Here is a 26,146-nt window from a genome sequence, read left to right on the forward strand (position 1 = left end):
GTCGGGGCCAGGTGATGCAGGGTTGGAGCAAGGATCGGAAGGCATTGGCGCTGCTATTGGGCGTCTCGGCGCTGCTGTTGCTGTTCGGGTTGGGCTGGCGCGAGGTCTGGGGCCCGGAAGTGCGCTGGGCGGATATCTCGTTGCAGATGCTGCAGTCAGGCGACTACTTCGATCCCTACCTGCGTGGGGCGCCGTACTACGACAAACCATTGCTGTCCTACTGGCTGATCACCGCGCCGGCCAGCCTGTTCGGGCTCAATCACTGGACGCTGCGCGCCAGCACCGTACTCGCCGGCCTGGGCAGCATCTGGCTCACCTGGTGGCTGGGCGAGCGCCTGTTGCGCAAGGGCACCGGCCTGCTGGCGGGCTGGTTGCTGGCGACCACGTTCTACTTCCTGTTCTGGGCGCGGGTGGCGACGGCGGACATGCTCACGGTGTTCGGCGTGCTGGCGGCGCTGGCCTGGTACTGGCGTGACCCGGAGGACACGCGGTTCAGGAACTACCTGGGCTTCTTCCTGATCCTCTCGCTGACGTCGCTGTGCAAGGGGTTGATCGGTTTCGTCCTGCCGGGGCTGGTGCTGCTGCCGCATCTGCTCAGCGCCGGGCGCTGGCGCCGGCACCTGAACCTGCGGTTGCTGGTGGCGCTGGTAGTGGCCGGTGGCGTGTATGCGATTCCCTTCGTGCTATCGCACTTCTACGGCCAGCCCAGCTACGGCGAGAGCGGGCTGGCGCTGGTATTCCGCGAGAACGTGGTGCGCTTCTTCCAGCCCTTCGACCACGAGGGGCCGATTTACACCTACCTGCTCTATCTGCCGGCCTACACGCTGCCCTGGGCGCCGCTGTGGGTGCTTGGCCTGTGGTTCGCTGCGCGTCGCTGGAAGCAGCTGGAGCCCGACGCGCGCTGGCTGGTCTGGGCGCTGGTGCTGCTGTTCGCGTTCTTCACTGCCAGTGGTGGCCGGCGCAGTTACTACGTGCTTCCGCTGGTGCCGTTCGCGCAACTGTTGGGGGCGTGGTGGGTGATCGAGTGGCGGCAGGAACGCAAGCTGGCCGGGCTGGGGCGTGCCTGGCCGCGGGCGGTCGGCGCCGCGGCGGTGGTGATGCTGCTGGTGGTGGGCGTGGCGTACCCATGGAGCAATGCTGGCGGCGGGGTTCCGCTGTTCGCCAGGGAGGTGCGTGCCGCCGCGGAGCAGACGGCGCCCTGGTCGCAGTGGCGGGTACTGGTCCTCGGCGATGACGACGCGCGCCTGCCGATCTATCTGCAGAAGCATGGCGAACGGCAGGCCCATCCCTTCCTCTATATCCATTCCGATTATCCGCAGGGCGACAGCGCCGCGTTGTTCGCCTGGCTGCGCCAGCGCACCGGCGAGGACTGGGACCCGTCGCGCACCCTGATCGTTTCCCAGGTGACCCATGAAGGTACGCAGCCGCTGAACTGGCTGACGGCGGATCACCGGCTGATCGAGTCCGGGCTCAACAATGGCCAGCGCCTGGGGCACGCGAAGAACAAGGAGGCGAGCCTGGCCTATCTGCCGATGGACAAGCCGCTCAGCGCGAATGCAGCACCCGGCGCAGCAGAAGCAGGTAAGGCGGCAGATTGACTGCGGCCACGATGAGGCCGAGGACGACCTGGGTTGCCTCGGTCAGGCCGGCGGGGTAGATCAGCGGGATCAGGTAATGCTCGATGAAGCCGCCGTTGTAGCCCTGGTCGCCGGCCAGGGCGCGGAAGTGATTCTCCAGCGGCGTGAGCGGGCAATAGAGGTGGAGGAATTCCACCGCCATGCCCCAGACCGCCGCCGGTACGTGCAGCCACGCCAGGCGCGGCCAGCGCAGCACCAGCAGGCCGCCGAGCAGCGCGAAGAGGATGAAGCCCAGATGGAACAGGACAACGGCGTCGGCAGCCAGGCGATAGAGCATGTCGATCTCAGCGCTGCTGGCGCTGCGTCAGGCCCTTGAGGAAGTTGCGCAGCAACTGGTCGCCGCAGGGTCGGTAGTTGTTGTGGCCGGGTTTGCGGAACAGCGCGCCCAGTTCTGTCTTGGTGACGATGAAGCTGACGCTGTCGAGGATCGCGAGGATATCGTCGTCGCGCAGTTCGAAGGCCACGCGCAGTTTCTTCAGGGTGATGTTGTTGGTCAGCGGCAGTTCCACCGGCGGCAGCGGGCGCGATTCGTCGCGGCCACGGCGATGCACGATCAGGCCGTCGAGGAAGTGCGCCAGCACGCGGTCGCTGCAGGGCTTGAACTCCGGCTCGTCGTCGCGGGCGAGGAAGGCGCCGACATCCTCGGTGCTGAGGTTGAAGCCGGCCAGCGCGGTGATCTCGGCGACCTGCGCATCGCGGATGTCCAGCAGGTAGCGCAGGCTGCGCAGTACGTCGTTGTTGGTCATGGGCTTTCCAATAGCAGAAATGAAAAGCCCCGCATCAGCGGGGCTTTTGCGGATCAGACCAGTTCGGCCCAGAGGTCGTACTCGTCGGCGTCGGTGATGCGCACGCGCACCTTGTCGCCCGGCTTCACATCGAAGCTGTCGATGTACACGGCGCCGTCGATTTCCGGGGCGTCGGCGTAGGAGCGGCCGACCGCGCCTTCGTCATCCACTTCGTCGATCAGCACGTCGATTTCCTTGCCGATCTTCAGCTGCAGGCGTGCGGCGGAAATGGCCTGCTGGTGTGCCATGAAGCGCTCCCAACGGTCCTGCTTGACGTCATCGGGGACGACTTCCAGGCCCAGGTCGTTGGCCGGGGCGCCTTCCACCGGGGAGTACTGGAAGCAGCCGACGCGGTCGAGCTGGGCTTCGGTCAGCCAGTCGAGCAGGTACTGGAAGTCGTCCTCGGTCTCGCCGGGGAAGCCGACGATGAAGGTGGAGCGGATGGTCAGCTCGGGGCAGATCTCGCGCCACTTCTTGATACGCGCCAGGGTCTTGTCCTCGAAGGCGGGGCGCTTCATGGACTTGAGCACTTTCGGGCTGGCGTGCTGGAAGGGGATGTCCAGGTAGGGCAGCAGCTTGCCCTCGGCCATCAGCGGAATCACGTCGTCGACGTTGGGGTACGGGTAGACGTAGTGCAGGCGCACCCATACGCCCATCGAGGAGAGCGCCTGGCACAGCTCCAGCATGCGGGTCTTCACCGGCTGGCCATCCCAGAAGTCCATCTTGTACTTCAGGTCCACACCGTAGGCGCTGGTGTCCTGGGAGATCACCAGCAGTTCCTTCACACCGGCTTTCACCAGGCGCTGGGCTTCGCTGAGCACGTCGCCCACCGGGCGGCTGACCAGCTTGCCGCGCATCGACGGGATGATGCAGAAGCTGCAGCTGTGGTTGCAGCCTTCGGAAATCTTCAGGTAGGCGTAGTGGCGCGGGGTCAGCTTGATGCCCTGCGGTGGCACCAGGTCGATCAGCGGGTTGTGTTCGGCCTTGGGCGGAATCACCTCGTGGACGGCATTGACCACCTGCTCGTACTGCTGCGGGCCGGTCACGGCCAGCACGCTGGGGTGCACGTCACGAATGCTGTCTTCAGCCACGCCCATGCAACCGGTGACGATCACCTTGCCGTTCTCGGCGATGGCTTCGCCGATGGCGTCCAGGGATTCGGCCTTGGCGCTGTCGATGAAGCCGCAGGTGTTCACCACCACCACGTCCGCGTCCTGGTAGGTGGGGACGATTTCGTACCCTTCCATGCGCAGTTGGGTGAGGATGCGTTCGGAGTCGACAGTCGCTTTCGGGCATCCGAGCGAGACGAATCCTACTTTGGGTGTGGCGGTGGACATGTGCGGCTAACCTCGAAGGGCGCGCTGGCGGCGCCTCTGATCAAAAAGTGCGCAATTCTAGCGGCGTCCCGCGCACTTGACCAGCCTCTCTGGGACAAGCTGTCGCACGCCGCCGGACAACCCCTTGCGCCCGGTAATTCCGGGCAACAGGCTCTATAGTCAATCAGAACCTTCGAACCCGGCTCTTGCATCGACGAATGGGTCGGAGCAGGATGCGCCGAATTTTTTTGAGGAATTTTGTTACATGTCCGATGCAAGCGCCGGCACCGTTGAGCATGAACAGCCCCACTCGAGCTCCGCGATCGGCCTGATGGTCGGTGCCGTGGGCGTGTGCTATGGCGATATCGGTACCAGCCCGCTGTACACCCTGAAGGAAGTCTTCGTGGGCGGTTATGGTGTGCAGGCCAACCACGACGGCGTGCTGGGCGTGCTGTCGCTGATCTTCTGGTCGCTGATCTGGGTGGTGTCGATCAAGTACGTGATCTTCGTCCTACGCGCCGACAACCAGGGCGAGGGCGGGGTAATGGCGCTGTCGGCTCTGGCCCGTCGCGCCGCTACCGGGCGCCACAAGTTGCAGGCGATGGTGGTGATCGCCGGGCTGATCGGCGCGGCGCTGTTCTATGGCGACAGCATGATCACTCCGGCGATTTCGGTGCTTTCCGCGATCGAGGGCCTGGAAATCGCCTTCGACGGGCTGGAGCACTGGGTCGTGCCGCTTTCGCTGATCGTGCTGGTCGGCCTGTTCCTCATCCAGAAGCACGGTACCGCGCGCATCGGCATCCTCTTCGGCCCGGTGATGGTGGCCTGGTTCCTTGCGCTGGCGGCGCTGGGTATCTATGGCGTGGCGCAGCAACCGGAAGTGCTGAAGGCAATGAGTCCGGGTTGGGCGCTCAACTTCTTCATTTCGCATCCGGGCATCGGCGTGGCGATCCTCGGCGCCACCGTGCTGGCGCTGACCGGCGCCGAGGCGTTGTACGCTGACATGGGCCACTTCGGCCGCAAGCCCATCGCCCGTGCCTGGTTCGCCCTGGTGCTGCCGGCGTTGGTGCTCAACTATTTCGGCCAGGGCGCGACCATCCTGGTCAACGCCGAAGCCGCGCGTAACCCCTTCTACCTGACGGCGCCAAGCTGGGCGCTGGTGCCCCTGGTGGCGCTGTCCACCGCGGCCACGGTGATTGCGTCGCAGGCCGTGATCTCCGGCGCCTTCTCCCTGACCCGTCAGGCCATCCAGCTCGGCTACGTGCCGCGCATGGTGATCCAGCACACCTCCAGCCACGAGCAGGGGCAGATCTACATCGGCATGGTGAACTGGGCACTGATGGTCGGCGTGGTGCTGCTGGTGCTGGGCTTCGAGTCCTCCGCCGCGCTGGCCTCGGCGTACGGCGTCGCGGTGACCGGCACCATGCTGATGACCACGCTGCTGATGGGCGTGGTGATCTGGCTGATGTGGAAGTGGCCGCTGTGGCTGGCGATTCCGTTCTTCCTGATGATGCTGCTCGTCGACACCTTGTTCTTCGCCGCGAACCTGCCCAAGGTCGTCCAGGGTGGTGCCTTCCCGGTGGTCGCCGGTATCGGCCTGTTCATCCTGATGACCACCTGGAAGCGCGGCCGCCAACTGCTGGTGGACCGTCTCGACGAAGGCTCGCTGCCGCTGCCGTTGTTCATCTCCAGCATCCGCTCGCAGCCGCCGCACCGCGTGCAGGGCACTGCGGTGTTCCTCACCGCGCGCACCGACGCCGTGCCTCACGCGCTGTTGCACAACCTCCTGCACAACCAGGTGCTGCACGAGCAGGTCGTCCTGCTCACCGTGGTCAACGAAGACAGCCCGCGGGTTGCCCCGGACCGTCGCTTCGAGGTGGACGCCTACGGCGAGGGCTTCTTCCGCGTGGTGCTGCACTTCGGCTTCATCGAGGACCCGGACATCCCGCAGGCGCTCAAGCTGTGCCACCTCAACGAGCTGGACTTCAGCCCGATGCGCACCACCTACTTCCTCAGCCGCGAGACGGTGATCCCGTCCAAGCTGATCGGCATGGCGCGCTGGCGCGAGGCACTGTTCGCCTTCCTGCTGAAGAACGCCAACGGCAACCTGCGTTACTTCAACCTGCCGCTGAACCGAGTGATCGAACTGGGGACGCAGGTGGAAATCTGAGTGCACGCCGCCCATGAAAAACGCGCCGATTGGCGCGTTTTTCCTGTTGGCCGGGGCAGCGAGCGGGATCAGCGCGTCAGCGCTTCCTCCGGTGATTCATGGCGGCGGTAGGGGAACACATCGATCACCTTCCCTGCGCGAATCTGCTCCTGTAATCCCTTCCAGTAGTCGGCATCGAACAGGTTGCCGTGCAGCTTGGCGAATTGCCGGCGCAGCTTCAGGTCGACGAACAGGAAACGCGGGAACTCCTCGGGGAACACGTCCATCGGCCCCACCGAGTACCAGGGCTCGGAGGACAGCTCGTCCTCCTCGTAGCGCGCCGGCGGGATGTGGCGGAAGTGCACCTCGGTCAGGTAGCTGATCTCGTCGTAGTCGTAGAACACCACACGGCCGTGGCGGGTGACGCCGAAGTTCTTCAGCAGCATGTCGCCGGGGAAGATATTCGCCGCCGCCAGTTGCTTGATCGCCAGCCCGTAGTCGTACAGCGCCTCGTGCACCTGGGCCTCGGTGGCCTGTTCCAGGTACAGGTTCAGCGGGGTCATGCGGCGCTCCGTCCAGCAATGGCGGATCAGCACCACATCGCCTTCCAGCACCACGGTGGAGGGCGCCACGTCCAGCAGCTCGGCCAGGCAGTCGGGTTCGAACTTGCTCACCGGGAAGCGGAAGTCGGCGAACTGCTGGGTGTCGGCCAGGCGGCCGACGCGGTCGTGGTTCTTCACCAACTGGTACTTCTGGATCACCGTGGCGTGGTCCACGGTCTTGGCCGGGTTGAAGTTGTCCTTGATGATCTTGAACACCGTGTTGAAGCCCGGCAGCGTGAACACGCTCATCACCATGCCGCGCACACCGGGGGCCATGACGAAGCGGTCGTCGGTGGCCGCCAGGTGGTTGATCAGCGCGCGGTAGAACTCGCTCTTGCCCTGCTTGTAGAAGCCGATGGAGGTGTACAGCTCGGCGATGTGCTTGCCCGGCAGCAGGCGTTTGAGAAAGGCGACCATTTCCGCCGGCACCGGCGCGTCGACCATGAAGTAGGAGCGGGTGAAGGAGAAGATGATCGAGACCTCGGCCTCGTCGGTGATCACCGTGTCGAACTGGATGCCGCGCCCTTCGTGGTGCACCAGCGGGAACACCAGCGGCCATTGCTCTTCGGGAGTGAACAGGCGGCCCACCAGGTAGGCGCCCTTGTTGCGGTAGAACACCGAACCGATCAGCTCGATGGTCAGGGTCGGGTCCTTGCACACCCAGTCCGGCAGGTTGGCGTGCAGCAGGTGATCCATACGCTCCAGGTCGCGCTCGCGGTCGTCGTAGTCCACGGCGAACCGGTAGTCGTCGAAGATGCGCTCCAGCGCCTGGCGCAGCTTGCCGCCGGGGCGGTAGAGGCGCGTGTGTGGATCACGGGAGTGGGCACGCAGCGCGGGCCGGGTGGTGTGGACGAACATCGTGCCGTCGCTGATGTTGTCGTGGCTGAACAGGCCGCAGAAGATCGAGTTGAACCAGGTTTCCGCCAGCTCGTCGTCCAGCCGCGGGTCGATCAGGGTGATGTAGGCGCTCTTGGCGATGGGCCAGCGCTCCACGTCCACCAGGTCGATGCCGGCCATGGCGCGGGTCAGGCGCTCGACGGTCTCGGCGACCTTTTCCTCGTACAGGTTGATGCGCTCGGCCGAGGCTTGCTGCGCTTCCTGCCAATGTGCCTGTTCGAAGCGCGCCGGCGCGCCGGCGGTGATCCGGTGGAACTGCGCGCGGTAGTCGTCGAAGCCTTCGAGGATCAGGGTCGCGATCTCGGTCGCCGGCCAGTGCTGAGCCATGGGAGCGCCTCTGCAGAGTTCTTGTGCAGCGAGCTTAGCCATGGGGGCGGAGGAGGGGAAGGGAGATTTCCTACCGCCGGCCGTGCGCTGACTTGCCGTATGCTGAACGACCCATTCCCCCAGGCAAGGAGCCGACAAGCGATGGATGACTTTCACATCGAACGCTGCACGGAGCAGCATATCAGTGGCCTGTGTACCCTCTACAACGATCCTGCCGTGGCCCGCCAGGTGCTGCAGATGCCGTACCAGGCGCCGGACCTGTGGCGCAAGCGGCTGGTGCTGGATGACGAGCGCCGGGTAACGCTGATAGCGATGCACCAGGATCAGGTGATCGGCAGCGCGAGCATCGAACAGTTCCCGCGCGTGCGGCGCAGCCATTGCGGCAGCATCGGCATGGGCGTCGCGGTTGCCTGGCAGGGCCGCGGCGTCGGCACGCGGCTGCTGGCCGAGTTGCTGGAGGTTGCGGACAACTGGATGGCCCTGCGCCGCGTCGAGCTGACTGTCTACACCGATAACGCTCCGGCCATCGCGCTGTACCGCAAGTTCGGTTTCGAAGTGGAGGGGCAATTGCGCGAGTACGCCATTCGCGACGGCATCTACGCCGACGTGCTGAGCATGGCGCGCCTTCGGGGAAGTTGACCGTGGACTTTGAAAGTCAGCTGTGGATGGATGTGATTTTCCACCGGCGTAGTCTGGTGGCTTACCTGCCCTGGAGCTGCCTTGATGAATCCCGCCGCCCTGCTGAACCTGCTCGCCCTGGCCGCCATCTGGGGTGCCAGCTTTCTGTTCATGCGCCAGTTGGTGCCGGCCATCGGGGTGATGCCGACGGCCTTCTTCCGCGTCTTTCTGTCCGCCGTCGGGTTGGTGGTGATCCTGCTGGCGATGCGCACGCGCTGGGACTTTCGCGGCAAGCTCGGGCGCATCCTGCTCATCGGCGTGATCAGCTCGGGCATCCCGGTACTGATGTACAGCCTGGCGGCGCAGTTCCTGCCGGCCGGCTACTCGGCGATCTTCAACGCCACTACGCCGCTGATGGGGGTGCTGATCGGCTCGCTGCTCTTCGGCGAGGCGCTGACTGGCGCCAAGTCGCTGGGTGTGCTGCTGGGGTTGGCAGGCGTAGCGGTGCTGACCCGTGCCGGCCCGGCTCCCTTCGATGCCGGCTTGCTCTGGGGCGCTGCCGCCTGCCTGGTCGCGACCACCTGCTACGGCTTCGCCGGCTTCATCACCAAGCGCTGGATCAACGACCAGGGCGGGCTGGATTTCGGCGTTTCTGCCCTTGGCAGCCAGACCGGCGCGACGCTGTGCCTGCTGCCGTTCTTCCTCGGCACCAGCCTGGACATGCCGCTGGCGCCGCTGCTGGAACCGAAAGTCCTGCTGGCCCTGGCCGGGTTGGGTTTTCTCTGCACGTCCTTCGCCTATGTCCTGTACTTCCGCCTGCTGGCCAGCATCGGTCCGCTGAAGACCATGACAGTGACTTTCCTGATTCCGCCCTTCGGCGTGTTCTGGGGCGTGCTGCTGCTGGACGAGTCGCTGTCCTGGGCGCACCTGCAGGGTGGCGTGCTGATCGCCGCGGCGCTGTGGCTGGTGCTGCGGCCGGCGCCGGTGGCGAAGGTGGAAGCGGCGCGGTGAGGGCTACGGATATTCCCCTGATGGTTTGTGCTGGCGGGTTTCCCTCTCCCCAGCCCTCTCCCTGAAGGGAGAGGGTCAGGGAGAGGGAGCAGGCTCCACGGTGGACTACCCGTTATCCACCGCTTGTGCGTTTCCAGCGCCCCGCGCCGGAGCCGTCTTGCGAAACACCAGCATCAACCCCACCACGATCAGCCCCATGCCCAGTAGGCCGAGGGCGGACAGGCGATTGCCGAACACCGCGTAATCCATCAGCGCCGTCACCGCCGGCACCAGATAGAACAGGCTGGTGACGTTGACCAGATTTCCCGCCGCGATCATCCGGTACAGCAGCACGGTGGCCAGCACCGAGACCATCAGCCCCATCCACAGCGCGCTGAGGATGAATGCGGCATTCCATTCCACGTGCAGCGGCTGGAAGGGCGCGACGGCAACGCAGAGCATCAGTCCGGCGATGTACTGCAAGGGCAGGGTGCCCAGCGGGTTCTCGCGGATGTTCTTCTGCAGGATCGAGCCGCCGGTGATCGACAGCAGCGCCAGCAGGCAGCAGGCCAGACCGGCAAACGTAAGCCCCGAGAGCCCGATGCTCTGGTAAACCACCATCACCAGCCCGACCAACCCCAGCGCCAGGCCGCCCAGGCGCAGCGCCGAGTGTCGACGTTCGAGCAGGAAGCTGGTCAGCATCGGCTGCACACCCAGCACCGTGGCGATGACGCCGGGGGTGACGTGCATGTCCAGCGCCATCAGGTAGAAGATCGGGTAGATGCCCAGCATCACCAGGCCGGTGAGCACGGCGTGGCGCACTTGCTTGCGCTCGCGCGGCCAGCGCAGGCCGATCAGCGGGGAAATGGCCAGCAGCGCCACCAGTGCGGTGCCGAAGCGAGCGATCAGAAACACCATCGGCGAGGCATGGGCCAGGCCCCACTTGCTGATGATGGCGGCGCTGCTCCACAGCAGCACGAACAGGGAAGTACTGGCCAGGGTGGCCAGGGACGAACGGTTGAACGAAATCATGCAATGCACCTGTCGTCAGGCAGATCACGACCGGCCTGCGTAGGGCCGGACACATACCGGGGCCGCGTCAGTGAGGCGCGGAAAACCAGGCGATGGAAAACGCGGGTGGCGTCAGAAGCTCACGCCGGGTGGCGGGTAGGCCGCACCGGGAGGCGGAGGCGACGCGACAGCGACGACAGGAGGGGGCGGAGGGCAGGCCGCGCCCGCACCCGCGCCGCATGCCGGGGAGGCTGCAGCGATGATTGCCGGATCGGGCAACGGGTATCGGGACATGGAAGGCGAACCTGTTCAGTGGTGCAGCAACGGCGCTGCGTGGGCTGACTATAGCGGGCGTTGCGCGAGTAGGCGAGCCCTGTGCGAGTCGCGCGGCAATCTGCGATTCCTGCGACGAAAAACGACAACGCGCGGTCGGAGCCGCGCGTTGTCAGGCAAGGGTGACGCTTACTTGCCGGTCTTGATGGTGTTCCAGGTGCGGGTACGTACGCGGTCGATCTTCATCGGCATGGATTCGAGGGCGAACAGCTTGGCCATCTTGTCCTGCGGCGGGTAGATCGCCGGATCGGCCTTGATCGCCTTGTCCACCAGCGGGTCGGCAGCCAGGTTGCCGTTGGCGTAGTGCACGTAGTTGCTCACGCCGGCCATCACTTCGGGGCGCAGCAGGTAGTTCATGAAGGCGTAGGCGGCTTTCTCATCCGGCGCGTCGTTCGGCATGGCGACCATGTCGAACCACAGCGGCGAGCCTTCCTTCGGGGTGGAGTACTGGATTTCCACGCCGTTCTTGGCTTCCTTGGCACGGGTGGCGGCCTGCAGAATGTCGCCGGAGAAGCCGACGGCCACGCAGATTTCGCCGTTGGCCAGGTCGCTGACGTACTTGGAGGAGTGGAAGTAGCGGATGTACGGACGCACCTTGAGCAGCGCTTCCTCGGCCTTCTTGTAGTCATCCAGCTTCTGGCTGTGATGCGGCAGGCCCAGGTAGTTCAGGGTGATCGGCAGCAGTTCCGGACCGTTATCCAGCACCGCTACGCCGCACTTGGCCAGCTTTTCCATGTATTCGGGCTTGAAGAAGATGTCCCAGGAATCGATCGGCGCGTTGTCGCCCAGCACTTCCTTGATCTTCGCCGGGTTGTAGCCGATGCCGGTAGTGCCCCACAGGTAGGGGAAGCCGTGCTCGTTGCCCGGGTCGTTCACTTCCAGCGCCTTCATCAGCACCGGGTTGAGGTTCTTCCAGTTCGGCAGCTGGCTCTTGTCCAGCTTCTTCAGCGCGCCGGCCTGGATCTGCTTGGCCATGAAGTGGTTCGACGGCACCACGATGTCGTAACCGGATTTGCCGGTCATCAGCTTGCCATCGAGGGTTTCGTTGCTGTCGTAGACGTCGTAAGTCGCCTGGATGCCGGTTTCCTTGGTGAAGGTCGGCACGGTGTCCGGGGCGATGTAGTCGGACCAGTTGTAGATCTTGACGCTGTCGGCCTGGGCGGCGCCGGCGGAGACAGCGAGGGAGAGTGCAAGGGTGGAGAGCAACGGGGCGGAAATTTTCATTCTTGTGTTCCTGACAACGGTGCGGAAAGCCCGGGCCATCCGCGAAAGATGGGCGACGCTTCGTCGCGGGCTGGGCAAGAATTAACCATTTTGCCGGAACATGGCGAGAGGCCATGGCTGCCTGCGGGTCCGCAGACAGCGCATGTGGCCCGAGCCGTACCGAGTCGGCACGGCAGGTGGGAGACCGCCCCGCAGAGGGGCGGAATAGAGCTTACTGGACCAGTTCCTGGTCCTCGAACAGACCGTCGAACAGCATACTGGAGAGGTAGCGTTCGCCGGAGTCCGGCAGCACCACGACAATGGTCTTGCCCTGCATGTTCGGTTCTTCGGCCAGCTTCACCGCGGCGGCCATTGCGGCACCGCTGGAGATGCCGCAGAGGATGCCTTCTTCCTGCATCAGGCGCAGGGCCATGTTCTTGGCGTCTTCGTCGGCGATGGTGGCAACGCGGTCGACGAGGGACAGGTCGAGGTTCTTCGGCACGAAACCGGCACCGATGCCCTGGATCTTGTGCGGGCTGGGCTTGACCTCTTCGCCGGCCAGGGTCTGGCTGATCACCGGCGAGCCGACAGGCTCTACGGCCACCGAGAGGATCGGCTTGCCCCTGGTGTTCTTGATGTAGCGCGACACGCCGGTGAGGGTGCCGCCGGTGCCGACGCCGGCCACCAGCACGTCCACCGCCCCGTCGGTGTCGTTCCAGATTTCCGGGCCGGTGGTCTTCTCGTGGATCGCCGGGTTCGCGGGGTTGTCGAACTGCGCCGGCATGAAGTACTTCGCCGGGTCGCTGGCGAGGATTTCCTCGGCCTTGGCGATGGCGCCCTTCATGCCCTTGGCCGGCTCGGTCAGCACCAGCTCGGCGCCCAGGGCCTTGAGCACCTTGCGGCGCTCCAGGCTCATCGAGGCGGGCATGGTGAGGATCATCTTGTAGCCGCGGGCGGCGGCGACGAAGGCCAGGCCGATGCCGGTGTTGCCGGAGGTCGGCTCGACGATGGTCATGCCCGGCTTCAGGCGGCCGCTGGATTCGGCGTCCCAGATCATGTTGGCGCCGATCCGGCACTTCACCGAGTAACCGGGGTTGCGGCCTTCGATCTTGGCCAGGATGGTGACGCCGCGCGGGGCGATGCGGTTGATCTGGACCAGCGGCGTATTGCCGATGGACTGCGCGTTGTCGGCGTAGATGCGGCTCATGATGCGTTCCTTAGGTTGGAGCGGTGCAGACCCAGCAGCCTATGCCCGGCGGGCGTTCGCGTCCAGTCGAGGCGCCCAGCTCAGTCGGGCTGCGCGTCGCTGAAGATGGCCTCGATGGGCAGGCTGAAAACCCGGGCTATACGAAAGGCCAGCGGCAGGCTGGGGTCGAACTTGCCACTCTCGATGGCGATCACGCTCTGCCGCGAAACCCCCAGTTGCGTGGCGAGGTCCTGCTGGCTCCAGCCGTGCTCGGCGCGCAGTTCCTTGAGGCGATTGTGCATGGCTGCTCCTCAGCTCATTCAGGCGAAGCGGCGGCGCAGCAGTACCACGGCGACGCCGTAGGCGGCCCAGAACAGCGGGAAGGCGAGGATCACCGGGAAGCGCGGCCAGGCGGCGTATTGTTCGAGGAAGCCCCAGGCGCTGAACAGCCCGACCACCACGCCGCCGGCCAGCATCGCCGCGCGGGACAGGAGGAAGCGCAGGAATTCGTCCGGCTCGCTGCGCAGGTAGCGGTCGAACACGTAGAGCATCGCCAGCAGCGGCAACGCCGGAGAAGCGGCGGCCAGGACGCGCAGGGCATAAGGCAGCTGCTGCAGGTCCAGCCCCCAGCTGATCAGCGCCACCAGGGCGGAGTAGATGAACATGAGGGCGGCACAGGACAGGGTATAGCGGCGCAGAGCGGGATTCATCGCGGTCTCCTTGTGATGTAAAGTTAACTTAACATCGAGAATTCTGCGATGTAAAGTAAGCTTGTCATTAACGAGTCAATCGCGATCAGTCGCCCCCTGACCCGCCATTCAATGACTGAATGCCGCGTCTGCGTTCACACTCGCCTTGGGTGCGCGGTATAGTCGCAGCTTGTCCGACCACTCGCCCGGCCCGGCAGAACGCCCGGCCCGCTATCGTTCGAGGATTCACCGATGAAGTTCGAAGGCACCCAGTCCTACGTCGCCACCGACGACCTCAAGCTGGCGGTCAACGCCGCCATCACCCTGCAGCGCCCGCTGCTGGTGAAAGGCGAGCCGGGTACCGGCAAGACCATGCTCGCCGAGCAGCTGGCGGAGTCCTTCGGCGCCAAGCTGATCACCTGGCACATCAAGTCCACCACCAAGGCCCACCAGGGCCTCTACGAGTACGACGCGGTCAGCCGCCTGCGTGACTCGCAGCTGGGCGTGGACAAGGTCCACGACGTGCGCAACTACATCAAGAAGGGCAAGCTCTGGGAGGCCTTCGAGGCCGAAGAGCGCGTGATCCTGCTGATCGACGAGATCGACAAGGCCGACATCGAGTTCCCCAACGACCTGTTGCAGGAACTCGACAAGATGGAGTTCTTCGTTTACGAAACCAACGAAACCATCAAGGCCAAGCAGCGCCCGATCATCATCATCACCTCCAACAACGAGAAGGAACTGCCGGACGCCTTCCTGCGCCGCTGCTTCTTCCACTACATCGCCTTCCCCGACCGCGAGACCCTGCAGAAGATCGTCGACGTGCACTACCCGAAGATCAGCGGCACGCTGGTCAGCGAGGCGCTGGACATCTTCTTCGACGTGCGCAAGGTGCCGGGCCTGAAGAAGAAGCCCTCCACCTCCGAACTGGTGGACTGGCTGAAGCTGCTGATGGCCGACAACATCGGCGAAGCCGTGCTGCGCGAACGCGACCCCACCAAGGCCATCCCGCCGCTGGCTGGCGCCCTGGTGAAGAACGAGCAGGACGTTCAATTGCTTGAGCGTCTTGCCTTCATGAGCCGCCGCGCGAGTCGCTGAGGCTCTTACTCCCTCTCCCTTCAGGGAGAGGGCCGGGGAGAGGGAAATGGCCCCGTGGCGTGCTTGCCCTCTCCCTAACCCTGGCTACGCGCCCCGCTCCGAAGGGAGAGGGGACCGTTACTTGCGATTTCCGAGGGCATCTCCATGCTGCTCAACCTGTTCAACGAAATGCGCGCGGCCAAGGTGCCGGTGTCGGTGCGCGAGCTGCTCGACCTGATCGATGCGCTCAAGCACCGCGTCGTGTTCGCCGACATGGACGAGTTCTACTACCTCGCCCGCACCATCATGGTGAAGGACGAGCGCCATTTCGATAAGTTCGACCGGGCCTTCGGCGCCTATTTCAAGGGCCTGGAAAAGCTCGACGACCACCTCAAGGCGCTGATCCCCGAAGAGTGGCTGCGCAAGGAATTCGAGCGCCTGCTGACCGACGAGGAACGCGCGCAAATCCAGTCGCTCGGCGGCCTGGACAAGCTCATCGAGGAGTTCAAGAAGCGCCTCGAGGAGCAGAAGGAACGCCACGCCGGCGGCAACAAGTGGATCGGTACCGGCGGCACCAGCCCGTTCGGCTCCGGTGGCTTCAATCCCGAGGGCATCCGCGTCGGCGACGCCGGCAAGCGCCAGGGCAAGGCCGCCAAGGTGTGGGACCAGCGCGAGTACAAGAACCTCGACGACCAGGTCGAACTGGGCACGCGCAACATCAAGATCGCCCTGCGCCGACTGCGCAAGTTCGCCCGTGAGGGCGCGGCGGAAGAGCTGGATATCGACGGCACCATCGACCACACCGCCAAGGACGCCGGCCTGCTCAACATCCAGATGCGCCCGGAGCGCCGCAACACCGTGAAGCTCCTGCTGCTGCTGGATATCGGCGGTTCGATGGACGCCCACGTGAAGGTCTGCGAGGAACTGTTCTCGGCCTGCAAGACCGAGTTCAAGCACCTCGAGTACTTCTACTTCCACAACTTCATCTACGAGTCGGTGTGGAAGAACAACCTGCGTCGTTCCAGCGAGCGCACCGCCACCTTCGACCTGCTGCACAAGTACGGACCGGACTACAAGGTGGTGTTCGTCGGCGACGCCGCCATGGCGCCCTACGAGATCACCCAGGCCGGCGGCAGCGTCGAGCACTGGAACGAGGAAGCCGGCTACGTCTGGATGCAGCGCTTCATGGAGAAGTACAAGAAACTCATCTGGATCAACCCCTACCCCAAGGACACCTGGAACTACACCGCCTCCACCGGCCTCGTGCGCGAGCTGGTGAAGGAGCAGATGTTCCCGCTGACCCTGAGCGGCCTGGAAGAGGGCATGCGCTTTCTCTCCCGTGGTTGAGCCCCGGAACGGTGCGCCCGCACCGTTCCGATGTCCGCAAAGGTAACCCTGCCGCGGAGTCTCGAAACTTCCACATCGCGCCCTAGGCCCCGTAAGATGGGGATCGATCCGGCCACGCTGGGTGGCCGGCACGCAACTTGCCTGCTACTGACCTGTCCCCGTGCTGGTAACACAGGCGGGGCGCCGTAGCGTCTACGATGGGCATCGAATGAATCCTCTGACCTTCTCCCGCTCCACCTGGCTCAACTCCCTGCACATGACGTCGCTGACCGTCGCGCTGATGGAGTCCGAGGGGCACAGCCGCGAGTCCATCCTCGAGGGCAGTGGCATCACCGGCGACGACCTGCTCGACCTGCGTCGGCTGGTCAGCCCCTGGCAGGAACAGCAGGTCTTCAGCAATGTGCAGAATCTCGCCGGCGAGCCCGCACTCGGCCTGCGCCTGGGCGTGCGCACGCGGATCACTGCCTATGGCCTGCTCGGCTATGCGCTGATCTCTGCGCCGACCCTGGGCGAGGCGCTGCGCATCGGCCTGAGCTACCCCGTGTTGCTGGGCACCTACTTCCACCTGGCGCTGGAAGTGGATGGCGACATGGCCTGGCTGGTCGCCACCGGCTATGGCGAGGAAGAAGCGATGCGTCCGTTCAACACCGAGTTGTGCCTGGGTTCGCTGAAAGTGGCCTGTGCCGACCTGCTCGGCCAGCCGTTGCCACTGGTGCGCGCAGAGTTCGACTACGAAGGTCCGGTCGATCGCCGCGCGGCCTACGCCACGTTGTTTGGCTGCCAGTTGGGTTTCAACTGCTCGCGCAGCGCCATCGGTTTCCCTGCCAGTTGGCTGGACATGCGCCTGCCTCTGGCGGATGCCGTGACGCACCGTGAGATGCTGGAGCAGTGCCGACGCCAGAACATCGACCTGGCAGCCCGCCGCGCCTGGCTGGACAAGGTCCGCGCAATACTCGGCGAACGACTGCAGGAGCCGCCGGGCCTGGAAGAACTGGCGCGCCGCCTCAACTGCTCCTCGCGCAGCCTGCGCCGCCACCTGCAGCAACAGCAGACCAGCTACCAGCAATTGCTCGACGAGTTGCGCTTCGCCCGTGCCAAGGAACTGCTGCAGGACGGCGACATGCCGATCTACCGCATCGCCGAGGAGCTGGGCTTCAGCGAGACGGCCAGCCTGCGCCACGCCTTCCAGCGCTGGAGCGGACAGCCGCCCAGTCACTTCCGTGCATAAACGCCGCGCGTGAAATTTCCCTCGGGCTTGTCGTGGATCAAGGAGCCCTTGGATGTCCTGGGCATAGCCTTGAAGAATCCCACAAGGAAACCTCCGAGGGCCTGACCATGGCCAAGAAATTCCCGCTCAACCCGCCGCACCCCGAGCGCATCTGCTGGGGCTGCGACCGTTATTGCCCGGCCACCAACCTGGCCTGTGGCAACGGTGCGGACCGCACCATGCACCCGGCCGAGATGCTCGGCGATGACTGGTATCAATTCGGTGACTGGGGTATCGAGGCGCCGAAAACGATTTCTGCCGTGCAACTGGAGCCTTCCAGCTAGCGCACACCCGCGCCGTTGCGGCGCCGGCCATGAAAAAGCGCGCACTCCCTCCCCGGAATGCGCGCTTTTTCGTCATCAGCCCTTGGCGGGGGTGATGCCGTAGATCTTCTGGAAGCGGGCGATCAGGCCGACCGGCTTCTTCTCTTCCTTCTGCATCAGGTACACCACGCGCTCGCCGTTGGGGCCGCTGGCGATTTCGGTGTGGCGGAAGATCGGTTCGCCCAGGCCGTTCATGTCGACCATGTCGCCGTAGCGCTGGGCTACATAGATCACGCCTTCCTGGCGGATTTCGCCGTAGAAGCCGGCGGCTGGCGGCAGGCTCTGCTTGTAGAACTGGTAGGAGGCGATCTTCTTCGCGTCCTTGTCCTTGTCCTCGGCGCGGACGACCAGGACGACGTTCTGGCCGAACTTGTCCTTCTCGCCTACTTCCTTGGTGTAGGTGGTCTTGCCGGTGACGATGTAGTCGCGGTAGACGGCGGCGTCATCGAACAGGTACAGGGTCTCGTCGGTACGCACCAGGTACCAGTCGTCGTTGTTGGGCGTGGCTTCCTTGCTGGCTACCGGAGCCTGGGCGGCGCAGCCAGCGAGGGCGGCGACGAGCAGAGCGAGGGATGCAGCTTTGTTGGCTTTGTTGTTGAACATCTCGGGGGCTTCCTGGGGTTGAAAGCCTGCGAGTTTCAATGGGCCATATAACGGATTGATGACGGGCAAATGACGAATTGTTTCGAAGCTGCAGCGCCCGCTTCACGGGCGCTGCAGGCAATCTCCCGGCGACTCAGGGGCGCGCTTCGAGGATCAGGTTGAACGGGGTTTCGGCTGCCCGGCGGAAGCGGCTGAAACCGGCCTCCTCGAACACTTTGCGCAGGCGCGCTTCGCCTGCCTGGGCGCCGAGCCCCAGGCCGACTTCCTGGGATAGCGAGTTGGGCGTGCAGATAAAGGTGGACGCGGCGTAGAACAGCCGGCCGACCGGGTTCTGGTTGTCGTCCAGGTGATCATTGGCAAAGGGCTCGACCAGCAGCACGGTGCCATCCGCCTTGAGTGCCTGGCGTGCGTGCTGCGCGGCGCCCACCGGGTCGCCCATGTCGTGCAGGCAATCGAAGAAGCAGATCAGGTCGTAGTCGGTGCCGGGGTAATCCTTGGCACTGGCACGCTGGAAGCTGGCGCGACCGGCGACCTCGGCCTGATCCGCGCGCTGGTTGGCCACTTCTATCGAAGGCTGGTGGTAGTCGAAGCCGACGAAATAGGAGGCCGGGAAGGATTGCGCCATGACGATGGTGGAGGCGCCGTGGCCGCAACCGACATCGGCGACCCGCGCGCCATGCTGGAGCTTGTCGACCACATCGTCCAGGGCCGGCAGCCATTCGGCCACCAGGTGCGCGCGGTAGCCAGGGCGGAAAAATTTCTCGGTGCCGGAGAACATGCAGGGGTGGTGATCGCCCCAGGCCAGGGCGCCGTCGCCGCGCATGGCGGCGACCAGCTTGTCCTTGTCGTGGTAGAGCGCGGCGACCACGGAAGCGCCGCCGGCGACGTAGACGGGAGAGTCCTCGATGGCCAGGGCCATCGCCTGCTCTTCGGGCAGGCGGAAGTTGCCGTCCTGGTGCTCCATGTAGCCGGAGGCGGCATGGGCGCTCAGCCATTCGCGCAGCAGGCGGGCATTGCAGCCGCTGCGCTCGGCCAGTTGCGCCGGGCTCAGCCATTGGCCATCGGCCATGGCTTTGTAGAGGCCCAGTTCTTCACCCAGGATGATGTTGGCGAGCATCGCCGCGCCACCCATGTCGGTGACCAGCTTGCCCATGAATTCGTTGAGTCTGGCTTCGTCCATCGCGCGAACTCCCATGCGAAGCCGCGGGCATTCCCAGCGGCAACGGAGAAAGGAAGGCGGCAGGCGGCAAGGCCGGGTGCCGCGCCGGGCGCCGGCCAACGACGGGCACGGGACGCTGCGGGCGCAACGGCAACTCCCGCGCGGGACTGTTGCGCGAAGGCCGGTAGCGCGGCAGCCCTACCGGCGTGACTTTCTCATTCTACGGCGGTGGGTTCGCTGCGGCGGCGTCGCCGACTTGCGGTGCTGTCGCTTCGCCAGAGCGTGGCTCGCGCGCCATTTGCGGCCGCTGCAGGATCAGGTTCTGCGCCACGGTCAGGTTGATTCCGGCTTCGCGCAGCCCACTGAAGATGGTGAACAGCAGGTCGCTCTTGGTGCCGTACACCGCCCGCGGGCTGCTGACGTTGCCCGAGGCGGCTAAGGTCAGGCCGGTGGCGCTGAGGTCCTTGAAGGTCACCGAGGGCGCCGGCGTCTCGACGATGTTCTCGTGCTCGGTGTAGGCCTTGAGCATCAGCTCGCGGACCTTCTGCACATCGGTATCCAGCGGCAGGGTCAGGTTGATGCCGACCACGCCCAGGGCGCTGCCCATGGTCACGTTGCGCACGTTCTGCGAGATGAACTGCGAGTTGGGGACGATGACGGTGGACTGGTCGGACATCTGGATTTCCGTGGCGCGCACGTTGATGCGGCGGATGTCGCCCTCCACGCCGCCGGTGAGGCTGACCCAGTCGCCGACCTTGACCGGGCGCTCGGTGAGCAGGATCAGGCCGGAGATGAAGTTCTGCACGATGGCCTGCAGGCCGAAACCGATACCCACCGACAGGGCGCTGACCACCCAGGTCAGGCTGGTGAGGTTGATGCGCAGCGCCGAGAGCACCAGCAGCACCAGGATGACCATGCCGATGTAGCCCACCAGGGTCACCAGCGAGGCGCGCATGCCGACGTCCATGCTGGTTTCCGGCAGCAGTTCCTCGGCCAGCCAGCGCTTGAGCAGGCGCAGGCCGAACAGCCCGGCGGCCAGCGTGCCCAGGGCGAGCAGGATGTCCTGCGGGACGATGTTCAGGCGGCCCAGGGACTGGCCGCTTTCCACCAGCCGCACCAGGCCCTGGAGCAGCTCGCCGGGGCTGGTGCCGGTGGTGGAGAAGGCGATAAGTATCGTCGACAACACCAGCAGCGTGCGCCCGGCGCCGGTCAGCAGGGTGGCGAACTGCGCCTGGTGGCGCGGGTCGACGCCAAGGTTTTCGGCCAGCCGCGCGCCGATCTTCTGCCTGGGTGACAGCAGCGCTTCGCAGAGGTCGACGAACAGGGTCGTGAGCAGGTAGCCGGTGGCGCAGACCACGCTGGCCCAGAGCAATTTTCCGGCGAGGAAATAGGCCAGCGACAGGTAGCCGGTGACCAGCGCGAGGACGATCAGCAGCACGGTGATCATCATTGCCAGCACGATGATCCCGGCCAACGCGGAGGTCTCGTGCCCTTCGGCTTCGCGGCGGGCCCGGCGGTAGCGGTACAGGGCAATCGAGAAGAACAGCGCGGTTGCCAGGGCGGTGATGCCGTTCACCGCGACAGTCAATGCCAGGCTGGCACCGCTGGCGCTGTTCAGCCGCTCCTGGGTGCCGAGCACCAGCAGCAGCCAGGCCATCAGCCAGGGGAAGGGGGAGAGCGCGTCGGCCACCGGGTCGGGCAGGTCGGGCAGGCGCCAGGACGGTCGCTGCACGGCGAGCAGGGCGCGCCCCAGGCCGGCAGTGAAAGTGCAGAAGATCACCAGTGTCAGCAGTTGGTCGCCCAGGTTGGCCATACTGCCGTTGAGCTGCTCGTGCCAGTCCAGGCCTTCGCGAATCAGCGCGGCGCCGCCGCCCAGGGTGAGGATGGTGGCCAGGCTGACCGCCACGGCGAGCGCGCTGCGGCGCAGGCGGCCCACCGGAATCCAGCGGATCATCGCCTTGGTCAGCAACTGCTCCAGCAGGCGCCGGCCGGGGATCCACAGCAGCGCGCCAGCGATCAGGCAGGCGATGAAGGGCCAGCGGTGTTCCGGTTGCCAGGTCAGGGCGAAGGCGTCGCCGATCTGTCCGCGAATCGCTTGCAGTCGGGACAGGTCATCATCGGTGGGACGGATCAGGCTGGACCAGAAGCGCGGGCTCAGCGGTGGCGGGTAGCGCGTGGCGATCTGCGAGTTGAACTGGCTGCGGCGCAGGTTGACGATCTGTGCGGCCAGGTCCTGGGCGTTCTTGTCCAGTTGGTTGGCGCGATCCTGCTGCTTCTGCTGCTGCTTCTGATCGGCCAGCAGATCGTTGCGCTGATTGGTGAGGCTGGACGCTTCGTTGGGCGTCATCGGGCCGAGGACCTTGAGCTGGTCTTCGGTGCGCGCCAGTTGCGTGGTGATGTCCGCTGCGCTCTGTTCGGCACGGGCCTGGACGCCCAGCGCCGCCTGGCGCAGGTTGGAGAGCAGGCCGTCGTCGCTGTCGGCGGATACCCGCTGGCGGATCAGTTCGAGACGGTCGCTGAGCTGGTCGAGGCTGGCGTCTTCCGGCAGCTCCGGCAGCTCGATGGTGTCGCCGGCCTGGACGTCGGTCGGCTCGTCGGCCAGCACGGCGCCTGCTCCGGCCAGCGACAAGGTGAGCATCAGCAGCACGCGGCTGCAGGCATGCATGAAGGTTTCCCGCATCTTCCCCCATCCTGTGGTCAAAACGCATGTGGGTGTTCGACCGGTCAGTGGCCGGCACAATTCCCTGGAGCATAGCGTCGTAGTGGCCGGTCCTTGTCCGGCTGGTTCGCATAATCAGTGTATGCAGATGGTTAAGGGTCAGAAATTCTGGCCACATCGATCCCCTTTTGGCCGCTTCCGCTGTTTTGTGCAGCGCAGTCGCTGGGCAGAATTCCCCCACGGACAACAAGAATCCTTCAGAGGGTACTCCCATGCTTACCGTGTACAGCGATGATCACCGCCTGCATTTCGGCCAGTCCGAACTGGTCGACGGCAAACTCCAGCCCTGCTTCGAAATGCCCAGCCGCGCGGACACCGTGCTGGCCCGCGTGAAATCGCAGAACCTGGGCGAGATCATCGAGCCCAAGGACTTCGGCCTGGAGCCGATCCTGCGTGCGCACAACACCCGCTACGTCGAATTCCTCAAGGGCGCCTGGGCGCGCTGGGCGGCCGAAGGCCACACCGGCGACCTGGTTTCCACCACCTTCCCGGGGCGCCGCCTGCTGCGTGACGGTCCGATCCCGACTGCGCTGATGGGCGAAGTGGGACACTACAGCTTCGACACCGAGGCGCCGATCACTGCCGGCACCTGGCAGGCCGTGTACAGCTCGGCCCAGGTCGCGCTGACCGCCCAGGACCACATGCGCCAGGGTGCAAGCACCGCTTTCGCTCTGTGCCGTCCGCCGGGCCACCACGCCGGCAGCGACTTCATGGGCGGCTACTGCTTCCTGAACAACGCCGCCATCGTCAGCCAGGCCTTCCTCGACCAGGGTGCCAAGCGCGTGGCCATCCTCGACGTCGACTATCACCACGGCAACGGCACCCAGGACATCTTCTACCGCCGCAACGATGTGCTGTTCGCCTCGATCCACGGCGACCCGCTGGTGGAGTATCCGTACTTCCTCGGCCACGCCAACGAGCACGGCGAGGGCGCCGGCGAAGGCTACAACCACAACTACCCGCTGCCGCACGGCACCGGCTGGGATGGCTGGTTCGCCGCGCTGGACGATGCGTGCCGCAAGATCGCCGACTACGCGCCGGACGCGGTGGTTGTATCGCTGGGCGTGGATACGTATAAGGACGACCCGATTTCCGAGTTCAAGCTGGACAGCCCGGACTACCTGAAGATGGGCGAGCGCATCGCCGCACTGGGTATCCCGACCCTGTTCATCATGGAAGGGGGCTACGCGGTCGAGGCCATCGGCGTCAACGCGGTGAACGTGCTGCAGGGCTACGAAGGCGCTGCACGCTAAGTAGAAAAGATCGGGCGGATGAATTTCCGCCCGATTGCTTTTTATGGCTCGCGGCCCGCTGTTTGTAGTGGTCAGAGTGCGAGCGCATCCAACTGGGGAAGGACATGAACAAGAATACCGCGCTGCGCGGCCTGCTCGCCGCCGCCGCCCTCGTCACCGCCGGTGCCGCCAGCGCCGCGCCGGAAGTGCGCATCTACAACTGGTTCGACTACATCGGCCCGGACACCCTCAAGGGCTTCCAGAGCGAGACCGGTATCAAACCGCAATACGACGTCTACGACAGCAACGAAGTACTGGAAGCCAAGCTGCTGTCCGGCCACTCGGGCTATGACGTGGTCGTACCCAGCGACAGCTTCCTGCCCAACTACCTCAAGGCCGGCGTGTTCCAGCCGTTGGACAAGAGCAAGCTGCCGAACTGGAAGAATCTCAATCCCGCCCTGCTCAAGGTGCTGGAGAGCAAGGACCCGGGCAACCAGTACGTGATGCCCTACATGTGGGGCACCAACGGCATCGCCTACAACGTCGACAAGGTCAAGGCCGTGCTCGGCGACAACGCGCCGGTGGACTCCTGGGACCTGGTGTTCAAGCCGGAGAACCTGGCCAAGCTGAAATCCTGCGGCGTGGCCTTCCTCGATTCGCCCACCGAAGTCATTCCGCAGGTCCTGCATTACCTGGGCCTGTCGCCGAACAGCCACAACCCGGACGACTACAAGAAGGCTGAGGCGCTGCTGGCGCAACTGCGTCCGCACATCACCTACTTCAGCTCTTCGAAGTTCGTCACCGACCTCGCCAACGGCGATGTCTGCGTAGCCCTGGCCTGGTCCGGCGGCGCGATGCAGGCGGCCAATCGCGCCAAGGAAGCCAATAACGGCATCCACATCGAGTACCGCATTCCCAAGGAAGGCGCGGCGGCGTGGTTCGACGTGCTGGCGATTCCGAAGGACTCGAAGAACGTCGAGCAGGCCCACGCCTTCCTCAACTACCTGCTGCGCCCGGAAGTGGTCGCGCCGATCTCCGACTATGTCGCCTACGCCAACCCCAACCAGGCGGCGGATGGGCTGATCTCCAAGGAGCTGCACGACAACCCCAACGTCTACCCGCCGGCGGACGTGCAGGCCAAGCTGTTCTCGGTGGAGATGCTGCCGCCCAAGCTGGAGCGTATCCGCACCCGCACCTGGACCCAGGTGAAATCCGGCAAATAATGTCGCCCACGGCGCTCTGAACAGCGGATTTCCGTTGGCGGCCGGGCGCCGCGAACTGGCATGATCGGCGGACCTTCTTCGAGGAGGTCCGCCGATTTTCATTGGGCTTCCCGTCCCTCCTCAACTGCCGAGCCTTGCCATGACCTGCCGGACCGCTGCACACGCCTTCGCCAGGAGGCGCTCATGAATACCCAAGCCACTATCGTCGAGCGCAAGGGCGCCGATGCCTTCGCCATCCAGGTCATGACCGGCCTGTGCATCATCTGGGGTCTCCAGGCGGTGATGGTGAAACTGGCCGCTCACGACATCGCGCCGATCATGCAGGCCTTCGGCCGCAACCTGGTGGCCGCCGGGGTGGTGGGGCTGCTGATGTGCTGGCGCGGCGGCTGGGAAGGCTTCCTGCGCCATGGCACCGTCAAGGGCGGTCTGCTGGCCGGCGTGCTGTTCGCCGCCGAGTTCTTCTTCATCGCCCAGGGACTGGTCTATACGTCGGCCTCGCACATGGCGGTGTTCATCTATACGGCGCCGATCTTCTCGGCGCTGGCGCTGCACTTCCTGCTGCCCAGCGAGCGCCTGCGGCCCTTGCAGTGGCTGGGGATCGGTGTGTGCTTCGCGGGGATCGCGATGTGCTTCGGTGGTGGCTTCGACGTCGCCAACCTGGACGGCCGCATGCTGCTGGGCGATGCCTTTGGCGTGCTGGCGGGCTTTTCGTGGGGCATGACCACCGTCGCAGTGCGCACCACGCGGCTGTCCGAGGCCAAACCGATCCTCACACTGTTCTACCAGCTGCTGATCGCCGCGCTGCTGTTGCCTTTCGCCGCACTGGCCCTGGGCAAGACCCAGGATGTCAGCTTCACCGCCATCGGCGTGGGCAGCGTGCTGTTCCAGGGGCTGGTGGTGTCGTTCTTCAGCTACTTCACCTGGTTCTGGCTGCTGCGCCGCTATCTGGCGTCGAACCTGGCGGTGTTTTCCTTCATGACGCCGATGTTCGGCATCGCCTTCGGCGTGCTGATCCTCGGCGAACCGCTGACCCTGAATTTCGTCGCGGGCGCCGCGCTGGTGCTGGCGGGGATTACCCTGGTGAGCAGCGAGCAGTGGATTCGCCGGATGCTTTCGCGCTGAGGGGGAACTGTCGCGCTCTTGATTCAGGTCAGGCGTCGCGGCGGGGTAAGACGATAGTCTTTGTTTCAAGGAGTGAGTGGCACGGGCGGAGAGTGGGACGCCGGGCTATTCTTCCTAGGGCGGCCCATGGTGGTAACGGGCCGCCCGACCCGAATTCGCACGAGGAGGTATCCATGAAAGTCTGGCTGCAAAGCATTGCGTGGAAACTCGGTGTCACGCTCGGCCTGATCGAGCCTCCACGTCTGCAACCCATCCCCGTCCGCAGCGACGAGCAACGTCGCCTGATGGAGCAGCGCCGGCGCTACTGATCGCGCCCGCTACCGCAAAAGGA

Annotated in this window: 24 protein-coding genes; 12 read left to right on the forward strand and 12 right to left on the reverse strand. The window is 65.1% G+C overall.

The window, feature by feature from the left end:
* Positions 1-14 precede the first annotated feature (14 nt).
* Positions 15-1,598, forward strand: a complete 1,584-nt coding sequence (locus A9513_RS06725; RefSeq protein ID WP_065084305.1) for a glycosyltransferase family 39 protein — start codon at positions 15-17, stop codon at positions 1,596-1,598.
* On the opposite strand, the gene A9513_RS06730 is transcribed toward A9513_RS06725, so the two are convergent.
* The 3 genes from A9513_RS06730 to rimO are packed head-to-tail and all read right to left on the reverse strand — an operon-like array spanning position 1,546 to position 3,759.
* Entirely contained in the window at positions 1,546-1,914 is a 369-nt protein-coding gene (locus tag A9513_RS06730) for a DUF2784 domain-containing protein (protein WP_065084306.1), read from the reverse strand. The two genes, A9513_RS06725 and A9513_RS06730, sit on opposite strands and share 53 nt — an antisense overlap.
* 7 nt (positions 1,915-1,921) lie before the next feature.
* The gene (locus A9513_RS06735) at positions 1,922-2,383 is read right to left on the reverse strand and encodes a DUF1456 family protein (RefSeq protein ID WP_024765281.1); all 462 of its coding nucleotides are present in this window, start codon (positions 2,381-2,383) and stop codon (positions 1,922-1,924) included.
* A 53-nt stretch (positions 2,384-2,436) separates the two neighbouring features.
* Positions 2,437-3,759 (reverse strand): 30S ribosomal protein S12 methylthiotransferase RimO, encoded by a 1,323-nt coding sequence (gene rimO / locus A9513_RS06740; protein ID WP_024765280.1) that lies wholly within the window; start codon positions 3,757-3,759, stop codon positions 2,437-2,439.
* Positions 3,760-4,003: 244 nt separating this feature from the next.
* Between rimO and A9513_RS06745 the strand changes: the two genes are divergently transcribed.
* Positions 4,004-5,908, forward strand: a complete 1,905-nt coding sequence (locus A9513_RS06745; RefSeq protein ID WP_024765279.1) for a potassium transporter Kup — start codon at positions 4,004-4,006, stop codon at positions 5,906-5,908.
* Positions 5,909-5,976: 68 nt separating this feature from the next.
* On the opposite strand, the gene aceK is transcribed toward A9513_RS06745, so the two are convergent.
* Complete coding sequence (gene aceK / locus A9513_RS06750) at positions 5,977-7,713, reverse strand: bifunctional isocitrate dehydrogenase kinase/phosphatase (protein ID WP_024765278.1); 1,737 nt, start codon at positions 7,711-7,713, stop codon at positions 5,977-5,979.
* A gap of 141 nt (positions 7,714-7,854) precedes the next feature.
* Here aceK and A9513_RS06755 point away from each other — a divergent pair, with 141 nt between their 5' ends.
* Positions 7,855-8,352, forward strand: coding sequence for a GNAT family N-acetyltransferase (locus A9513_RS06755; protein ID WP_037017057.1), 498 nt, complete (start codon positions 7,855-7,857; stop codon positions 8,350-8,352).
* 84 nt (positions 8,353-8,436) lie between these two features.
* Positions 8,437-9,342: a DMT family transporter gene (locus tag A9513_RS06760; RefSeq protein WP_038803402.1), complete on the forward strand. Its 906-nt coding sequence runs from the start codon at positions 8,437-8,439 to the stop codon at positions 9,340-9,342.
* A 105-nt stretch (positions 9,343-9,447) separates the two neighbouring features.
* Here the strand turns inward: A9513_RS06760 and A9513_RS06765 are convergent, their stop codons facing one another.
* The 5 genes from A9513_RS06765 to A9513_RS06785 form a co-directional block, all read right to left on the reverse strand.
* Positions 9,448-10,353, reverse strand: coding sequence for a DMT family transporter (locus tag A9513_RS06765; RefSeq protein ID WP_065084307.1), 906 nt, complete (start codon positions 10,351-10,353; stop codon positions 9,448-9,450).
* 441 nt (positions 10,354-10,794) lie between these two features.
* A complete protein-coding gene (locus tag A9513_RS06770) occupies positions 10,795-11,889 on the reverse strand; it encodes a polyamine ABC transporter substrate-binding protein (RefSeq protein ID WP_024765275.1) in 1,095 nt (364 codons plus the stop codon).
* A gap of 211 nt (positions 11,890-12,100) precedes the next feature.
* Positions 12,101-13,075: a cysteine synthase A gene (gene cysK / locus A9513_RS06775; RefSeq protein WP_037009637.1), complete on the reverse strand. Its 975-nt coding sequence runs from the start codon at positions 13,073-13,075 to the stop codon at positions 12,101-12,103.
* A gap of 80 nt (positions 13,076-13,155) precedes the next feature.
* Entirely contained in the window at positions 13,156-13,356 is a 201-nt protein-coding gene (locus tag A9513_RS06780) for a helix-turn-helix transcriptional regulator (protein ID WP_024765273.1), read from the reverse strand.
* Between the two features lie 18 nt (positions 13,357-13,374).
* A complete protein-coding gene (locus tag A9513_RS06785) occupies positions 13,375-13,764 on the reverse strand; it encodes a hypothetical protein (protein ID WP_024765272.1) in 390 nt (129 codons plus the stop codon).
* Between the two features lie 231 nt (positions 13,765-13,995).
* Here A9513_RS06785 and A9513_RS06790 point away from each other — a divergent pair, with 231 nt between their 5' ends.
* The 4 genes from A9513_RS06790 (at position 13,996) to A9513_RS06805 (ending at position 17,718) form a co-directional block, all read left to right on the forward strand.
* Positions 13,996-14,841, forward strand: coding sequence for a MoxR family ATPase (locus A9513_RS06790; protein ID WP_015476360.1), 846 nt, complete (start codon positions 13,996-13,998; stop codon positions 14,839-14,841).
* A gap of 144 nt (positions 14,842-14,985) precedes the next feature.
* Positions 14,986-16,167 carry a VWA domain-containing protein gene (locus A9513_RS06795; protein ID WP_015476361.1) on the forward strand — a complete coding sequence of 394 codons (1,182 nt, stop codon included), beginning with the start codon at positions 14,986-14,988 and terminating at the stop codon, positions 16,165-16,167.
* A gap of 208 nt (positions 16,168-16,375) precedes the next feature.
* Entirely contained in the window at positions 16,376-17,395 is a 1,020-nt protein-coding gene (locus A9513_RS06800; RefSeq protein ID WP_024765271.1) for an AraC family transcriptional regulator, read from the forward strand.
* A gap of 107 nt (positions 17,396-17,502) precedes the next feature.
* Complete coding sequence (locus A9513_RS06805; protein ID WP_024765270.1) at positions 17,503-17,718, forward strand: DUF3079 domain-containing protein; 216 nt, start codon at positions 17,503-17,505, stop codon at positions 17,716-17,718.
* Between the two features lie 75 nt (positions 17,719-17,793).
* Here A9513_RS06805 and A9513_RS06810 read toward each other — a convergent pair whose 3' ends face one another.
* The 3 genes from A9513_RS06810 to A9513_RS06820 form a co-directional block, all read right to left on the reverse strand.
* A complete protein-coding gene (locus tag A9513_RS06810) occupies positions 17,794-18,360 on the reverse strand; it encodes a hypothetical protein (RefSeq protein WP_024765269.1) in 567 nt (188 codons plus the stop codon).
* 133 nt (positions 18,361-18,493) lie between these two features.
* On the reverse strand, positions 18,494-19,540 hold the full coding sequence (locus A9513_RS06815; protein WP_024765268.1) for a class I SAM-dependent methyltransferase: 1,047 nt from the start codon (positions 19,538-19,540) through the stop codon (positions 18,494-18,496).
* A gap of 199 nt (positions 19,541-19,739) precedes the next feature.
* The gene (locus A9513_RS06820; RefSeq protein WP_065084308.1) at positions 19,740-22,199 is read right to left on the reverse strand and encodes a DUF3772 domain-containing protein; all 2,460 of its coding nucleotides are present in this window, start codon (positions 22,197-22,199) and stop codon (positions 19,740-19,742) included.
* A gap of 251 nt (positions 22,200-22,450) precedes the next feature.
* Between A9513_RS06820 and A9513_RS06825 the strand changes: the two genes are divergently transcribed.
* From A9513_RS06825 to A9513_RS36415, 4 genes are all read left to right on the forward strand, one after another.
* Positions 22,451-23,491, forward strand: coding sequence for a histone deacetylase family protein (locus A9513_RS06825; protein WP_024765266.1), 1,041 nt, complete (start codon positions 22,451-22,453; stop codon positions 23,489-23,491).
* A 104-nt stretch (positions 23,492-23,595) separates the two neighbouring features.
* Positions 23,596-24,693: an extracellular solute-binding protein gene (locus tag A9513_RS06830; RefSeq protein WP_038803404.1), complete on the forward strand. Its 1,098-nt coding sequence runs from the start codon at positions 23,596-23,598 to the stop codon at positions 24,691-24,693.
* Between the two features lie 183 nt (positions 24,694-24,876).
* A complete protein-coding gene (locus A9513_RS06835; protein WP_065084309.1) occupies positions 24,877-25,815 on the forward strand; it encodes a DMT family transporter in 939 nt (312 codons plus the stop codon).
* A gap of 173 nt (positions 25,816-25,988) precedes the next feature.
* Positions 25,989-26,123, forward strand: a complete 135-nt coding sequence (locus A9513_RS36415; protein WP_255302825.1) for a PA1414 family protein — start codon at positions 25,989-25,991, stop codon at positions 26,121-26,123.
* Positions 26,124-26,146 lie beyond the last annotated feature (23 nt).

This window comes from Pseudomonas sp. AU12215, assembly GCF_001675465.2.
Classification (GTDB): domain Bacteria; phylum Pseudomonadota; class Gammaproteobacteria; order Pseudomonadales; family Pseudomonadaceae; genus Pseudomonas; species Pseudomonas nitroreducens.